Here is a 15,943-nt window from a genome sequence, read left to right on the forward strand (position 1 = left end):
ACATGGAAATTTTTAAAATCATGGATAGTATACCTATTATAGTTGAATATTTTTGAAAAGGTAATAGTGAAAAATAAAAGAAATTAAAGAAAACTCCTAGGAAAACGCTTGTTTTTATCCATCGTGCACAATATAAAAGTAAAATTAGAAAGATAGTAAGCAAAATTTGGAAATTTTCGATAGAGTCTAATTAAATTATTTGGTGCATAATTAATATAGATTTCAAACCTATGTATTTCAAAAAACAATACATAGCCATTTTGAACTAACTTGCTAATCTTTTATTGATATTCAACTATGTTATAAAAAAAGCAAATTGACCAAAATGGAAGTTTGAATCAAAAAACATTAAATGTACCCATGACTTAAATTTTATCGCCATTATTTAAGTTTGGACATACACTTTTGTCATCAAACGCTGAAAATTAGTTCGATTGAAATCACTTCTTGTTATAAAAATTCTTAGTAGCCCTGTTACAAAATATTCGCTACAAATTATTCAAATCAACAACAATAACCATCAACTAAGAAATTTTAAACAATCTACTAAAAAATAAAGCGTTTAAAAGTTCTGTTTAGAAAACATCAAGATAAGTATAAACATCTAGAAAAGTGAACATCTAAGAAAATCCATCTAGTTATTGCCGTAACAATTAGAATAATCATTTGAAAAAGTGCATTAGACAACGAAATTCACCATCAAGATAATGAAGCAACAAGAAACAGCACACATCAATGAATTAACACCTTAGATTCATCATGAGAAAATGCATGGCACAACTAGATTTACCATCAAGATAATTCTTAAGCAGCGAAGAATTAACATCTAGAAATGCATAAACATCTTAGATTTTACATCAAGAGATGCGATAACTATAAACAACTAGAAACGTCACCAAGATAGTGCAACAACAAAGAATCAGCATCTTGAAATCGCACTAACATCTAAGAATCAACATCAAGTATTATATTAACATCATAGATAACTTCATCAAGACAGGCATCCACATCTAAGAAACTCATCTAGAATAGCTAACACCTAACATCAAAGAATATTCATCAAGAACAGTATCTAACAGAACTTTTTGACTATATATGAATTAATTATGTTACTAGCTAAATCATCTATTATTAACTTTCACACTCAATTTCTACATCTAATATCAATTTATTAACAATAGAATTAGCAGCAACAAGATATTACTTAAAATTACTCCCCCGAATTTAAAATATAAACAATGTAATAATTAAGGGTATAAATTGATTTATGCTGTAACTAATTAAATGTGTATGGTATCTTCTAACATCATGAAACGCATTTTAATATAGATATGTACATTTAAACCTTGAGAGATAGATTATAGTAAACTTTAGTACAAAGTATGAATTGCTGAACTCCAATGACTACTATTTGTCCGTTACAACTAAAGTTTCAATCTATCTCTTTCTTTTTGTGTTTAAAACACGACTTTGTAGTAAATATTGAACATCATATTTATTAGCAAGTTCTGCTAAAAAACCTAATAAAGTTTGGGTGTCGATTTTACTATTAATAAAATCAGCTTTAAGTAGTTTTGATTGTTGTCTTTCTTCTTCATTCGCACATTTTTTAAAATATCCCCACATATGATCAAAAGCATTACATACACTTCCTATACTCGGTTCAATTAACAAAGCATCATCAATCATTTGTTGGACTTGATGAAGTGATAAATTCTTTTTTAAAGCATTCCTTATCATTTGGTAAGACTGTTGACTGTGTAACAATACATGATATTTTTCTTCACGCCAAAGCTGTTCGATATGGCCACGTTCTTTCATAAAATTACCTCCGATAATTAATGTTAATATACTTGCATGTAGTATAGCAATAAAAATGAATGCGCTATCAAAAGTGATGTAATTGTTTATATAAAATGATAATAGAGTGTTGCAAATATTTTTGGAACCGGTTACAATAAAGTGGAATAAATGGAACCGGTTCTAATTAGGAGGCTAAATATATGAATTATAAGCAATCCGCAGAAGATATTTTGAACGCGATAGGCGGAGAAGAGAATTTAGATGCAATGGCGCATTGTGCAACGAGACTACGATTAGTTTTAAATGATGAAAGTTTAGTAAATGAAGAGGCGCTAAACAATATGGATGTAGTTAAAGGGACATTTTCTACTGGGGGACAATACCAAATTATTATTGGGTCTGGTACAGTCAATAAAGTATTTAGTGAACTGGAAAAATTAACTGGAAAAGAAGCATCAACCACTTCGGAAGTCAAAGCACAATCTGCTAAAAATATGAATCCGGTACAGCGATTTGTAAAAATGCTTTCAGATATCTTTGTTCCGATTATACCAGCCATCGTTGCTGGTGGTTTATTAATGGGGTTAAATAACATTTTGACTGCGAAAGATTTATTCTTTTCAGGTAAATCATTGATAGATGTATATAGTCAATTTGCTGGTTTAGCTGAAATGATAAATGTTTTTGCGAATGCACCATTTACATTATTACCAATTTTAATTGGATTTAGTGCAGCAAAACGCTTTGGTGGCAATCCGTTTTTAGGTGCTGCATTAGGTATGATATTGGTTCATCCATCGCTAATGAGCGCATACGATTTCCCAAAAGCAGTTGAAGCAGGTAAGGCTATTCCATATTGGGATGTATTTGGTTTGCATATTAATCAAGTAGGTTATCAAGGACAAGTCTTACCTATGCTTGTAGCAGCTTATATCTTAGCCTCAATTGAAAAAGGGTTACGCAAAGTTATTCCAACGGTGTTAGATAATTTGTTAACACCATTGTTATCTATTTTTATAACAGCATTTCTAACATTTTCATTTGTAGGTCCAATCACTCGACAATTAGGTTACTGGTTATCAGATGGTTTAACATGGCTTTATGAATTTGGTGGTGCAATTGGTGGATTAATTTTCGGATTATTGTATGCTCCGATTGTTATTACAGGTATGCATCATAGCTTTATAGCTGTAGAAACGACATTAATTGCAGATGCCACTAAAACAGGTGGATCATTTATATTCCCAATTGCGACAATGTCTAATGTTGCACAAGGTGGTGCAGCAATTGCAGCGTTCTTTATTATTAAACAAAATAAAAAGTTAAAAGGTGTGGCATCTGCCGCAGGTATTTCAGCATTACTTGGTATTACAGAACCGGCTATGTTTGGTGTTAACTTAAAACTAAGATATCCATTTATTGGCGCTATCGTTGGATCAGGTATTGGTTCAGCATATATTGCTTTCTTCAAGGTTAAAGCAATCGCATTAGGAACTGCTGGATTGCCTGGATTTATTTCAATCAATCCAGTACATGCAGGATGGTTACACTACTTTGTTGGTATGACAATATCATTCATCGTTGCTATAACAGTTACTTTAATTTTATCGAAAAGAAAAGCAAATAAAGAAGTTGTAGAATAAAAAAAGAGGTATGACAGTAATCAAAGTATCAGTCATTGCAAATGCAATAGGATGAAACTTTAAGCTGTCATACCTTTTAATTTAGTTATAATTTCTGTTTTCGCCATAAGAAAATACTAACAATTACGACAAGAATTAATGAAATACCTACCACAATAATCCAAGATATATAACTATGGTCATCAATTGGCAACGGCACATTCATACCGAAGAAACTAAATACGAGCGTTGGTAACGTTAATAGTACCGTGAAAAGTGTTAATGTCTTCATAATCGTATTCATATCATTAGATAATAAGGAAGCGTATGATGTTGTGATACTTTCTAAGATACGTTGATGTAATTCTGTTGTTTCGATGGCTTGGTTATTTTCAATGATTAAATCTTCTAGTAATTCTTCATCTTCTTCAAAACGTTTAATTGCAGGTAAACGGAATAATTTTTTAATAATTGTATCGTTACCTTTTAAGGCAGCTAAAAAGTATACTAAACTTTTTTCAACTTCCATTAATTTGAAAAGTTGTTTGTTAGTAATGTTATTTTTTAGTTCTTTCTCAATACGAATTCTACTTTTATTAAGTAATCGTAAGTTACGATTATAATGGTCGGCAATAGTAGTTAAAATTTCTAATGCAAATCTGCTGTGAAATTTTAAATTAATATCACGCTTAGGTAAATTTTCTAAAAATTCATTTTCAGCGTCACAAACTGTTACGATAATACCGTTGCCAATAATAATGCCTAATGGAATCGTTACAAAAGATAGAACGCTACGATTAGTTGAATTGACGATAGGTAAATCAATAATGATTAATGAGTAACCAGTATCTTCGTCATATTCAATACGGGAACTTTCTTCTGAGTCCAAAGGGTCACGTATAAAGTCTTCAGGTATATTATATTGTTCCATAAGATTTTCAATTTCTTCTCGGTCTGGTTCTACTACATTAATCCATGACGCTGTATGATCTAATGGTGTTTTTATAATATGTTTATCTATATCTTCAGAATGTCTGAATGAAGTAATCATGATATATAGTTCCTTTCTAAAGGATTTAGGAAAAGCGAGTATTACTTAAGTTAGTGAATCAAGGTTTGATTTATGCAAACGGTTTTCTGCCATTATTCTTAATGGACCATTAAAAACAATATTATGCACATGTTTAGCCAATTCATCAACTGAAATGGGCTGTTTGTCCATTACCCAGTATTTAATAATTGAAATTGTTGCTCCGGAAACGTAACTGTAAAAATACATCTCTGGAATGCCTCCGATAGAATGATTGATACTAATATAACGTTGCATATTATTTTTAATATGTTCGTTGATTTTCAATTCTAATTGACTCGTGCGTTCCAATTGTAAAATAGTATGATAAAACTCTAAATTATCATGAATATGCTGGAAAATATTTTTGAGTATATTATTTACAAAAGTATTCGCAATGTCTTCTATTGAAGAACCGCGTAACAAATCAAATTGAGTATATGTCGTTAGTTCTGAAATATACTCATCTTCCATATCTGCGAGTAACATATATTTATCCTCGTAATGTAAGTAAAATGTCCCTCTATTGATATCAGCGCGTGTTGTTATGTCGCGAATGGTAATCTTTTCTAAATCTTTTTCTTGTAGTAATTTAGTGAACGCTTGTTTAATGGAGGACTTTGTCTTTCTAATTCGCCTATCTTCTTTCAAAAATAAATCAACCTCCTTGTGTTATTGAACAATGTGGGTGTATTTGTCTATTAATAAACGTATTGATGAACATTGTGTATTGTTTATTCCCACTTACATATTATAATAGACAACATGCGAAATATTCAACACATTGTCTAATAAGGAGGTAATTAATAAAATGAATATATTTAAAAATAAATTATTATGGATTGCACCAATAGCAACTATGATTATCTTGGTAATTTTTTCTTTAGCTTTTTATCCTGCATATAATCCTAAACCAAAAGATTTACCAATTGGTATATTAAACGAGGACAAAGGTACAACGATTCAAGATAAAAATGTTAACATTGGTAAAAAATTAGAGGATAAATTATTAGATAGTGATTCTAATAAAATTAAATGGGTTAAGGTTGATAGTGAAAAAGACCTTGAAAAAGATTTGAAAGATCAAAAAATCTTTGGAGTAGCTATTATTGATAAAGACTTTTCAAAAGATGCTATGAGTAAAACACAAAAAGTAGTTATGGATAGCAAAAAAGAAGAAATGCAACAAAAAGTTGCTTCAGGTGAAATTCCGCCACAAGTAGTTCAACAAATGAAACAAAAAATGGGGAATCAACAAGTAGAGGTTAAGCAGGCTAAATTTAAAACGATTGTAAGTGAAGGATCAAGCTTACAAGGTTCACAAATTGCATCAGCTGTATTAACTGGTATGGGTGATAATATTAATGCTCAAATTACGAAGCAAAGTTTGGAAACATTAACGAGTCAAAATGTTAAAGTCAATGCCGCGGACATCAATGGTTTGACGAATCCAGTAAAAGTGGATAATGAAAAACTTAATAAAGTTAAAGATCACCAAGCAGGTGGTAATGCACCATTCCTAATGTTTATGCCAATTTGGATAGGTTCAATCGTAACGTCTATCTTATTGTTCTTTGCATTTAGAACTAGTAACAATATCGTCGTGCAACATCGTATCATTGCTTCAATTGGACAAATGATATTTGCAGTTGTTGCAGCATTTGCAGGTAGCTTTGTTTATATTTATTTCATGCAAGGCATTCAAGGATTTGATTTTGACCATCCAAATCGTATCGCAATTTTTGTAGCACTTGCGATTCTTGGTTTCGTGGGCCTTATTTTAGGTGTTATGGTATGGCTAGGTATGAAGTCAATTCCAATTTTCTTCATTTTAATGTTCTTTAGTATGCAACTTGTAACGTTACCTAAACAAATGTTGCCTGAAAGTTATCAAAAATATGTATATGATTGGAATCCATTCACACACTATGCAACAAGTGTAAGAGAACTATTATACTTGAATCATCATATTGAATTAAATAGTACAATGTGGATGTTTATAGGGTTTATGATTTTTGGCGCTGTATCAAGTTTAATTTCAGCTATTGTTAGAAAACATAGCACAAAACGTACTGAAGTGCCGTCATAATTTAATAAATAGGAATATAGCTATACAAGACGTTTGTAGCGAGCGTCATGGTATAGCTATTTTATTTGTATAGCACTTGATGTAAAGTTATTTTAGCTGTCATACTATGTGCTAAATCAAATTCAGTTGTGTCATATCTTCGCTTTTTTGTCACTGTTATAATAGGTATAATCGGATATAATGAAAAGGTGAGGGAGGATTCAAAATGCGTAGGTTATTATATTCATTTCTTTTTTATATGATCATAGGTTTATTTAGTGGCTTTTTCTATAGAGAGCTAACAAAAGCATATGATTTTACTGGTACAACACAATTATCACTTGTACACACACATACACTTATTTTAGGTATGTTTATGTTTTTAATATTATTACCATTGGAGAAGTTATTTAAATTATCAAGTTACTACTTATTTAACTGGTTCTTCTATGTATATAACATAGGTGTTATCGTTACTATAGGTATGATGGTGACAAAAGGATTCTTCCAAGTCACTGGTAAATCATACTCTCCAGAAGCATTTGCAGGCTTTGCAGGTATTGGGCACACAGGTATGCTTGCAGGTTTATTGTTGCTATTTTTCCTTTTAAGACAAGCAATTCTTAAAGAACCACGTGATGAGTCTTTTAAAAAATAATATGAACTAAAAAATATACACATCTTTCAAAGGAACATTGTTGTTTCGTACTTTGAAAGGTGTGTTTTTATATTGTGATGGGATAGTTATTGATAATTCATGGCTAACTATGCGATTTATTTTAACAATATAAATATTAATAGTATAATGTCTTTAAATGATAATAATTATCAATTTGAGCGCGTTAATGAAAGAAATGAATATAGAGAGTCATAGGAGGCACATAATGAAAGACGTTACAATCATTGGTGGCGGTCCGTCTGGTTTGTATGCAAGCTTTTATGCTGGATTGCGAGATATGTCTGTAAGATTGATAGATGTTCAATCTGAATTAGGGGGTAAGATGAGAATTTACCCTGAAAAAATTATTTGGGATATTGGCGGCATTGCGCCAAAACCTTGTCATGAAATTTTAAAAGATACAATTAAGCAAGGATTATATTTTAAACCGGAAGTTCATTTGAATGAACGTGTGGTAGATATTAGGAAAAAATCAGAACGTCATTTCGAAGTTGAAACAGAAGCGGGAGAAATATATACATCGAAAGCAGTTATCATTGCTATTGGTGCAGGTATTATTAATCCAAAACAATTAGATGTTAAAGGTGTAGAGAGATATCAATTAACTAATTTACATTATGTTGTACAAAGTTACAGACGTTTCAAAGATAAAGATGTATTAATATCAGGTGGAGGAAATACAGCATTAGATTGGGCGCATGATATTGCTAAGATTGCTAAAAGCGTGACAGTTGTTTATCGAAAAGAAGATGTAAGTGGTCATGAAGCGATGAAAACGCTGGTGACAGATTTAAATGTGAAACTATGCCCGAAAACACGTATTAAATACTTGGTCGGCAATGATGATGAAACGCATATAAGTGAAGTTGTTTTGGAACATGTTGAAAGTGGTGATACGCATGCAGTTAAATTTGACGATGTCATTATTAGTCATGGTTTTGATCGTTGTAATACATTATTGAGTGAAACATCTTCAAAGCTAGATATGCATGATGATTGTCGTGTTAAAGGATTTGGTAATACGACAACTAGTATACCTGGTATCTATGCGTGTGGAGATATTGTTTATCATGATGCAAAATCACATCTAATTGCAAGTGCATTTAGTGATGGTGCAAATGCAGCGAATCTTGCTAAAACATATATCCAACCAGATGCGAATGCAGAGGGTTATGTTTCAAGTCATCATGAAGTGTTTAAAGAAGCGAATAAGACTATTGTAAATAAACATTTATACTAGGTTGATATATTGTGTGATGAAAAGTGGGGTAAATAATGGTTAAAGTGACATATGATATTCCGACTTGCGAGGATTATTGCGCATTAAGGATTAATGCAGGTATGAGTCCAAAGACGCGCGAAGCAGCTGAAAAAGGATTACCTAATGCCTTATTTACAGTAACCTTGTATGATAAAGATAGGTTAATTGGTATGGGTAGAGTGATTGGCGATGGAGGAACTGTTTTTCAAATTGTTGATATTGCAGTTTTGAAAAGTTACCAAGGTCAAGGTTACGGCAGTCAAATTATGGAACATATTATGAAGTATATTAAAAATGTGGCTGTCGAAAGTACCTACGTAAGTCTGATCGCAGACTACCCGGCGGATAAATTGTATGCAAAATTTGGATTTATGCCTACCGAACCAGATTCAGGCGGTATGTATATCAAATACTAAAAATGAAAAATCGTACCGATAAACATACTGAGTTTTCTACACAGCTTAACTTAGTATGTTTTTGTTTTTCTAAGTAATGATATTAAAAAATGTGTGTTTTATGGTAAAGTTCAAGTTGATATGATATAGAAGTTTCGACTTTGTAACTAAGGGAGTTAGAACAATGAAAATCGATACATTAAGACAAGCTATAATATATTATTTTGTTGCACTTGTGTTATCAGCTTTAATGATCTATTTATTTTTAACAAACATTGAGAGAGTTATTTTGTATAGTTGTGTATTCACAGTCGTTTATTGGGCAATATATGCCTTTGATGTATATAGAAAGAGAAATTAAATTTTATTTTTAGACACAGGCTGGGACATAAATCAATATTCTATGCTCTACGAAGTTATATTGGCAGTATTTGATTAGTGTTGCAAGTATGATAGGGGCGGAGAATACATGATTCCCTAAAATGTATTAAAGTAAAGTGCTATTTGATGAAGTATCAGAAATTTTATAAACCAAAAGAAATTAAAAAAGACATCTCGCATAACGGGATGTCTTTTTCATGAATACTATTTATCTACACCGAAATCGATAACAATGCGGCCTTTATTTTCATGTTTAATTACTTTGTTAAGTTGTTCTGGAAGTTCATCAAATGTAATAACTTGCTTGATCTCATGTAAATTTTCAGGCTTTAAATCTTTTGCGAGACGACGCCAAACGCGCTGTCTTAATTTCATAGCAGTAAATACTGAGTCAATTCCTAAAATGTTTACGCCTCTTAAAATGTGAGGGAATACAGAATTAGTATAAGTATTACCGGCAGTCATACCAATAACTGCAATTGATCCACTATGATTTAAACGCTTTGTAACATAATTAATACCTTCACCACCAACAGGGTCTACACAAGCTTGCCAAGTTGATGATGCGAGTGGCTTTTTATGATCATCTTCAACAGGAAGTCGATCGATAACTTCTTTGGCACCAAGTTCAAGTAATTGATTGCTAACATCTTGTTTACCTGTACTTGCGATAACTTTATAACCAAGTTCATTAAGCATGAGTACTGCTAAAGTACCGACACCACCTGAAGCACCGCGAACGAGTACAGGACCATCTTCAATATTCATTCCAACTTTTTCAAGTCTTTCAATTGCTAAACCGGCAGTATAACCAGCTGTGCCATATATCATTGATTCTTCTAATGTTAAAGTATCAGGAAGCTTGACAATCCATTCTGATTTTACACGCGCATATTCACTAAAACCGCCATAATGGCTGACACCTAGGTCATAACTCGTTACAATTACTTGTTCTCCTTTTTCAAAGCCTGGTGCTTCGGATTCAACAATTGTACCAGCTAAATCTATTCCTGGAATCATAGGATACGATTTTACGACTGCATTATGATCTTGAGTCGCTAAAGCATCTTTATAATTTATACCAGAGTAATGTACTTTAATCAGCACATCTCCTTTAGGTAAATCAGTAGTCGATAATTGTTTGAAAGTTGGTGTCACTTTACCGCTCTCATCTTTATCAATTACAAACGCTTTAAATGTTTCTGTCACAACGATACATCCTCTCTTTTTCTCTTTTAAAAATACGGCCATTTTACTGGAATAAATGTATCATTTATTGATGTTACACACAATCAATACAATTTGTAATTGATTTGTGTTAATGTATTTTTAAATAGTTTTGGCAGAAAAATACATAAGTAATATTTTGATTCGATTACTGTTTATTGGAGGATTTATATGGCTGGGATAATCAAAGAAATTTCAAAACAAGATGCTAGTGAATTAGTTGAATTAGCAACTAGAACATTTTATGACACGTTTGGTTCTTACTATGATGACAATGATTTTGATCAATTTTTTAAAGATAATTATACTGTGGAAAAATTTACACAAGAGATTAACCATGTAGATTCATTTCATTATTTTTATCAAGAAGATGGTGCGAATGTTGGTTATATAAAGATGAATATTAATAGTGCTCAAACTGAAGAAATGGGGGAGACCTATTTAGAAGTACAGCGCATATACTTTTTGAAAGACTTTCAAGGTGGTGGAAGAGGTTCACAATTGATAGCATTGGCCGAAAAAATTGCACAAGAACATAATAAACATAAAATTTGGCTAGGAGTTTGGGAGCATAATCCTCGTGCTCAAGCATTTTATAAACGTCATGGATTTAAAGTGGTTGGTGAACATCATTTTCAAACAGGTGATGTAACGGATACAGATTTAATTATGGAAAAAGAGTTATAGCAGTAACTTCTGTTGTCGATAAAAAGAAATTGCTGTTGTAATCATTGAATATGTATAGAAATGTAAAATGTGTAATAAAATTGTTGAGTAAAATGATTAAATGTATAAAAAACATAAAATTCGCAAAAATTAGATAATAATGATTAAAATTTAGGGTATAATAAAAAGAACCATAGATGATAGTTGTTGATATTGGGGGAAATAAAACACCATATTATTGTTGACGTCTTTGGTAACAATCCATGAAATGATACACATGGTAGATATGTATTTCAAGCTTATTCAATGAATATCGAATTATAGGAGGAGATATGTATGAAAAAATTAGTTACAGGGTTATTAGCATTATCATTATTTTTAGCTGCATGTGGTCAAGATAGTGACCAACAAAAAGACAGTAATAAAGAAAAAGATGATAAAGCGAAAACTGAACAACAAGATAAAAAAACAAATGATTCATCTAAAGATAAGAAAGACAATAAAGATGATAGTAAAGACGTAAACAAAGATAATAAAGATAATAGTGCAAACGATAACCAGCAACAATCTAATTCAAATGCAACAAACAATGACCAAAATCAAACGAATAATAACCAGTCAAACAGTGGACAAACGACTAACAATCAAAAATCAAGTTACGTTGCACCATATTATGGACAAAACGCAGCGCCAGTGGCTCGTCAAATTTATCCATTTAATGGTAATAAATCACAAGCATTACAACAATTGCCTAATTTCCAAACAGCTTTAAATGCAGCTAACAACGAAGCAAATAAATTTGGTAATGGTCATAAAGTTTATAATGATTATTCAATTGAAGAACATAATGGTAACTATAAGTATGTTTTTAGTTTTAAAGACCCAAACGTAAATGGAAAATATTCAATTGTAACGGTTGATTATACTGGACAAGCAATGGTTACTGATCCAAACTACCAACAATAATGTTAATGTAATTATGATGCAAGTTAAAAAATTAAAACGGTAAACTCTATAATATGAATTAGGGTTTACCGTTTTTTGCGTATTTTAAAGTAAAAAGGTTTACGTTCTATAGTACTTTTAAACCTCATTCACAGCCACTGAGGAATTTAAGCACTATTTATTAGATGTCATTTTAGACAATATAAGTTGTGAAATAGATTCTAATGGTTGTTCTTTCTGTTGTATTTGTGGATATTTAATCACTGGTATTGCCTGGGAAATTAAATTATTAATTAATAATTGTCGGTCTGTATACCAAATTTTTGATAGATGACGCCAAATATCTTCGTTAACACCTTGAGACTCAATATATTGACTGTGATTTGGAGTGTATAATGCTACTGTTTTGTCTATAGCCATCGCATCAAATATTATATTTGAGTAATCAGTGATAACGACATCAGACATTAGAATTAAGTCTTGAGCACTGAGATACTTTGGTGCAACAAGCGCCTCTTCTGGTAACATCGTTTCATCAACACCCTGAACCACAACATGATAGGCTTTGAATAAAGCATCTGATAATGGTAATTGTTGCGCACTCACTAATCCAATAGGTGCATATAATAAAACTGGTTTTTGATCATTTATTTTAAACGATTTCTTATACTGTTGTTGAGTAGTACTTTCGTTACGCTTTTGTAGTAAATATTGGTGTTTAGGATTACCATAAGCCAATACATTTGCTTGGTGACTAGGAAAAGCCGTTTGATAAAAGTGGCTAATATCATCAGCAGAATGTATAACATAATCGAATTGCAACCAGCGATTATACCTTTTAGCACGATAAAAAGGTGTTTATATATTTTTAATAGGTTCTTTACTATCTAAAAATAATTGCATTATTGGTGTGCCTTGATGTAATTGAATTAAAGTACCGTTTGGTTGCAACGTTTCAGGTATATCATTTTCAACTAAAACGACACGTGCGCTGTTAATCAATTCGTCAGCTTTTTCAGACTTAGGTGATATGAAATGTGGTCCGCGACGATCGTCAGTAACAAAATAACAGGCAGTCATTGGATTATGTTTAACGAAGTAAGTAAATAAATATTTTGAATTACCTATATATTGATAATGATCACCGATAAAAACGATGTGATCTTTTAAAACGTTTGGTTGCTTCGTATACAGGCCGAGGTTTTGTAATTGTTTGTTATCAGCACGTTGCTTTGCTATTTTATATAACCATTTAGGTAGCATAAACTTGGTAGAATACAACCAACTATCTGGCCAATTAAGTTGTTCTGAATCCTCGATAAAAAGGTTGCGAAAAGGTATAGGATGATGATCAATATAAGCCATTTTATTCAAATAAAACTGAGACATCATATCAAAATCTTCAATAGTTTTAATAGTTTCCCATATTGAAGCACTTGTTGCTAAAGGGGCTTTAAAATCAAAAACGACATGACCATCGATTGATAAATCACCTTTCAGAAGTGTCAATAAAGCTAAATCGAAAATCGTTTCTACAGAGTAATAATGTATTAAATCAAGAGTCTGTTGAATCGCATATATCAGGTTAGGATAATAATTATTGTTTTGAGCCCAATCGGCAATGTTGATCGATGATTGACCGAAATAGTGACAATCATTTTTGTATTGTCCATCCACAGTATAATCAACCACGATAGACTTAGGATATAATTGAACCGCATCTAACATAGATTGATAAATCATTATCTCATTGGCATATGGAACGGCATGTGTATAACCTTCAGACTGAGCTTTCATTAATTGAGATTCAAACTTTTGCATATTAGAAACATTTATCTGTTTAATCATTGCTATAACTTCCATTTCTCATCGTAGTATCTTCCTTATTTTAGCACGGTCTTATGTAAAATTCATGAATAGTATAAGTTACTTCATTACATTAAGTACAATTCATTTTGATGAACAGATTTAAAATGAAAAATAAAACAATTAAATAGGAAAGTGATATTGTTAATAGTCTGAAAAAATGGTATATTTTAATTGTGAAAAAAATCACATTAATCTCACTGTTCTGTAAAATGTTATCGATAACAAAATGCTATAGCCAGAGCATGATTTTAATGAAGCAATTACACTACTACTTTATGGAAAGAAGAGTCAGCCTATGTTAGTAAATACGTTTAACCCATTTGATAATTTATTATTATCGTCTTTAATTGCAGCAATACCGATTGTACTGTTTTTACTTTGTTTAACTGTTTTTAAAATGAAAGGTATTTATGCAGCCATTACAACACTTGTTGTAACATTACTAATTGCAATACCATTTTTCAAATTGCCAGTTGGTATCGCTTCTGGTGCAGTAGTCGAAGGTTTCTTCCAAGGCATCATTCCGATTGGCTATATCGTTATGATGGCGGTATTGTTATATAAAATTACTGTTGAATCTGGACAATTTTTAACAATTCAAGATAGTATTACAAATATTTCACAAGACCAACGTATTCAAGTTTTACTTATTGGATTTGCATTCAACGCATTTTTAGAAGGTGCAGCAGGATTTGGTGTACCAATTGCAATTTGTGCACTTTTATTAACACAATTAGGATTTAATCCGTTAAAAGCTGCGATGTTATGTTTAGTCGCAAATGCAGCGTCTGGTGCTTTTGGTGCGATTGGTATCCCTGTAGGTGTTGTAGAAACGTTGAAATTACCTGGAGATGTTTCAGTATTAGGTGTTTCTCAATCAGCAACTTTAACATTGGCAATCATAAATTTCATTATTCCATTCTTACTTATCTTTATTATTGATGGTTTTAGAGGTGTTAAAGAAACATTACCAGCAATTTTAGTAGTTTCAATCACTTATACACTTACGCAAGGATTATTAACTGTTTTCAGCGGACCTGAATTAGCAGATATTATTCCGCCGTTATTAACAATGTTAGCATTAGCAGTATTTTCTAAAAAATTCCAACCAAAACACATTTATCGTGTTAATAAAGATGAAGAAATTGAACCTGCAAAAGCACATTCTGCAAAAGCAGTATTACATGCATGGAGTCCATTCATTGTATTAACAGTCATTGTAATGATTTGGAGTGCGCCATTCTTTAAAAACTTATTCTTACCAAATGGTGCTTTATCATCATTAGTATTTAAATTCAACTTACCTGGAACAGTCAGCGAAGTTACGCATAAACCATTAGTATTGACTTTAAATATTATTGGACAAACAGGTACAGCTATTTTATTAACTATTATTATTACAATTTTAATGTCTAAAAAGGTTAACTTTAAAGATGCAGGTAGATTATTCGGTGTTACATTTAAAGAATTATGGTTACCAGTTCTTACAATTTGTTTCATCTTAGCAATTTCTAAAATCACAACTTATGGTGGTTTAAGTGCGGCAATGGGTCAAGGTATTGCTAAAGCAGGTAATGTCTTCCCAGTTCTATCACCAATCTTAGGTTGGATAGGTGTGTTTATGACAGGATCAGTTGTAAATAACAACTCATTATTTGCACCAATTCAAGCTTCTGTTGCACAACAAATTGGAACAAGTGGTTCACTTCTTGTATCTGCTAATACAGTTGGTGGTGTAGCGGCAAAATTGATTTCACCACAATCTATTGCAATTGCAACTGCAGCAGTAAAACAAGTTGGTAAGGAATCAGAATTATTAAAAATGACATTGAAATACAGTGTATGTTTACTAATATTCATCTGTATTTGGACTTTCATCTTGTCATTATTATAAATAAACGTATTTCAAAATATAAATATACAGAGGGTGAGATGTTTTCTAACATCTCATCTTTTTT

The 15,943-nt window shown here is 31.6% G+C and carries 14 protein-coding genes and 1 pseudogene; 10 read left to right on the forward strand and 5 right to left on the reverse strand.

The features are described from left to right. Window positions 1-1,437 precede the first annotated feature (1,437 nt). On the reverse strand, window positions 1,438-1,821 hold the full coding sequence (locus NST10_RS11560) for a YbgA family protein (RefSeq protein WP_339209876.1): 384 nt from the start codon (window positions 1,819-1,821) through the stop codon (window positions 1,438-1,440). 182 nt (window positions 1,822-2,003) lie between these two features. On the opposite strand from NST10_RS11560, the gene NST10_RS11565 reads away from it, so the two are divergent. Then, the gene (locus NST10_RS11565; protein WP_001108122.1) at window positions 2,004-3,446 is read left to right on the forward strand and encodes a sucrose-specific PTS transporter subunit IIBC; all 1,443 of its coding nucleotides are present in this window, start codon (window positions 2,004-2,006) and stop codon (window positions 3,444-3,446) included. Between the two features lie 85 nt (window positions 3,447-3,531). Here NST10_RS11565 and NST10_RS11570 read toward each other — a convergent pair whose 3' ends face one another. Both NST10_RS11570 and NST10_RS11575 read right to left on the reverse strand, forming a co-directional pair. Beyond that, window positions 3,532-4,476, reverse strand: a complete 945-nt coding sequence (locus NST10_RS11570) for a magnesium transporter CorA family protein (RefSeq protein WP_000633068.1) — start codon at window positions 4,474-4,476, stop codon at window positions 3,532-3,534. Window positions 4,477-4,521: 45 nt separating this feature from the next. Further along, window positions 4,522-5,145, reverse strand: a complete 624-nt coding sequence (locus NST10_RS11575; RefSeq protein WP_000656768.1) for a TetR/AcrR family transcriptional regulator — start codon at window positions 5,143-5,145, stop codon at window positions 4,522-4,524. A 160-nt stretch (window positions 5,146-5,305) separates the two neighbouring features. Here NST10_RS11575 and NST10_RS11580 point away from each other — a divergent pair, with 160 nt between their 5' ends. The 6 genes from NST10_RS11580 to NST10_RS11605 all read left to right on the forward strand — a co-directional run bounded on the left by NST10_RS11580 (window position 5,306) and on the right by NST10_RS11605 (window position 9,258). Continuing rightward, window positions 5,306-6,583, forward strand: a complete 1,278-nt coding sequence (locus NST10_RS11580) for a YhgE/Pip domain-containing protein (protein ID WP_001020012.1) — start codon at window positions 5,306-5,308, stop codon at window positions 6,581-6,583. A 205-nt stretch (window positions 6,584-6,788) separates the two neighbouring features. Then, window positions 6,789-7,220, forward strand: coding sequence for a DUF2871 domain-containing protein (locus NST10_RS11585; RefSeq protein ID WP_001253464.1), 432 nt, complete (start codon window positions 6,789-6,791; stop codon window positions 7,218-7,220). A 99-nt stretch (window positions 7,221-7,319) separates the two neighbouring features. Further along, complete coding sequence (locus tag NST10_RS11590; protein ID WP_001805726.1) at window positions 7,320-7,436, forward strand: hypothetical protein; 117 nt, start codon at window positions 7,320-7,322, stop codon at window positions 7,434-7,436. Window positions 7,437-7,446: 10 nt separating this feature from the next. After that, window positions 7,447-8,481 carry an NAD(P)/FAD-dependent oxidoreductase gene (locus NST10_RS11595; protein ID WP_000655979.1) on the forward strand — a complete coding sequence of 345 codons (1,035 nt, stop codon included), beginning with the start codon at window positions 7,447-7,449 and terminating at the stop codon, window positions 8,479-8,481. Between the two features lie 35 nt (window positions 8,482-8,516). Then, a complete protein-coding gene (locus NST10_RS11600; RefSeq protein ID WP_000241604.1) occupies window positions 8,517-8,918 on the forward strand; it encodes a GNAT family N-acetyltransferase in 402 nt (133 codons plus the stop codon). Window positions 8,919-9,081: 163 nt separating this feature from the next. Beyond that, window positions 9,082-9,258, forward strand: a complete 177-nt coding sequence (locus tag NST10_RS11605; protein ID WP_000687296.1) for a hypothetical protein — start codon at window positions 9,082-9,084, stop codon at window positions 9,256-9,258. A gap of 224 nt (window positions 9,259-9,482) precedes the next feature. Here NST10_RS11605 and NST10_RS11610 read toward each other — a convergent pair whose 3' ends face one another. Next, on the reverse strand, window positions 9,483-10,487 hold the full coding sequence (locus NST10_RS11610; RefSeq protein ID WP_000140783.1) for an oxidoreductase: 1,005 nt from the start codon (window positions 10,485-10,487) through the stop codon (window positions 9,483-9,485). Between the two features lie 189 nt (window positions 10,488-10,676). On the opposite strand from NST10_RS11610, the gene NST10_RS11615 reads away from it, so the two are divergent. Together NST10_RS11615 and NST10_RS11620 are read left to right on the forward strand one after the other, a co-directional pair. After that, the gene (locus NST10_RS11615; RefSeq protein ID WP_000907329.1) at window positions 10,677-11,192 is read left to right on the forward strand and encodes a GNAT family N-acetyltransferase; all 516 of its coding nucleotides are present in this window, start codon (window positions 10,677-10,679) and stop codon (window positions 11,190-11,192) included. Window positions 11,193-11,507: 315 nt separating this feature from the next. Then, window positions 11,508-12,137: a hypothetical protein gene (locus NST10_RS11620; RefSeq protein WP_000737711.1), complete on the forward strand. Its 630-nt coding sequence runs from the start codon at window positions 11,508-11,510 to the stop codon at window positions 12,135-12,137. Between the two features lie 153 nt (window positions 12,138-12,290). Here NST10_RS11620 and NST10_RS11625 read toward each other — a convergent pair. Continuing rightward, window positions 12,291-13,964 (reverse strand): annotated as a pseudogene (locus NST10_RS11625) (CDP-glycerol glycerophosphotransferase family protein). 316 nt (window positions 13,965-14,280) lie between these two features. Here NST10_RS11625 and NST10_RS11630 point away from each other — a divergent pair. Further along, window positions 14,281-15,879 carry an L-lactate permease gene (locus NST10_RS11630; protein ID WP_000960862.1) on the forward strand — a complete coding sequence of 533 codons (1,599 nt, stop codon included), beginning with the start codon at window positions 14,281-14,283 and terminating at the stop codon, window positions 15,877-15,879. Window positions 15,880-15,943 lie beyond the last annotated feature (64 nt).

Source organism: Staphylococcus sp. FSL W8-0305, assembly GCF_037966415.1.
Taxonomy (GTDB): Bacteria; Bacillota; Bacilli; order Staphylococcales; family Staphylococcaceae; genus Staphylococcus; species Staphylococcus aureus.

Bases quoted from the DNA above. Each gene is read 5' to 3' on its own strand.
- NST10_RS11560 (WP_339209876.1), bottom strand. From the start codon at position 1,821: ATGAAAGAACGTGGCCATATCGAACAGCTTTGGCGTGAAGAAAAATAT.
- NST10_RS11565 (WP_001108122.1), top strand. From the start codon at position 2,004: ATGAATTATAAGCAATCCGCAGAAGATATTTTGAACGCGATAGGCGGA.
- NST10_RS11570 (WP_000633068.1), bottom strand. From the start codon at position 4,476: ATGATTACTTCATTCAGACATTCTGAAGATATAGATAAACATATTATA.
- NST10_RS11580 (WP_001020012.1), top strand. From the start codon at position 5,306: ATGAATATATTTAAAAATAAATTATTATGGATTGCACCAATAGCAACT.
- NST10_RS11585 (WP_001253464.1), top strand. From the start codon at position 6,789: ATGCGTAGGTTATTATATTCATTTCTTTTTTATATGATCATAGGTTTA.
- NST10_RS11590 (WP_001805726.1), top strand. From the start codon at position 7,320: ATGGCTAACTATGCGATTTATTTTAACAATATAAATATTAATAGTATA.
- NST10_RS11595 (WP_000655979.1), top strand. From the start codon at position 7,447: ATGAAAGACGTTACAATCATTGGTGGCGGTCCGTCTGGTTTGTATGCA.
- NST10_RS11600 (WP_000241604.1), top strand. From the start codon at position 8,517: ATGGTTAAAGTGACATATGATATTCCGACTTGCGAGGATTATTGCGCA.
- NST10_RS11605 (WP_000687296.1), top strand. From the start codon at position 9,082: ATGAAAATCGATACATTAAGACAAGCTATAATATATTATTTTGTTGCA.
- NST10_RS11615 (WP_000907329.1), top strand. From the start codon at position 10,677: ATGGCTGGGATAATCAAAGAAATTTCAAAACAAGATGCTAGTGAATTA.
- NST10_RS11620 (WP_000737711.1), top strand. From the start codon at position 11,508: ATGAAAAAATTAGTTACAGGGTTATTAGCATTATCATTATTTTTAGCT.
- NST10_RS11630 (WP_000960862.1), top strand. From the start codon at position 14,281: ATGTTAGTAAATACGTTTAACCCATTTGATAATTTATTATTATCGTCT.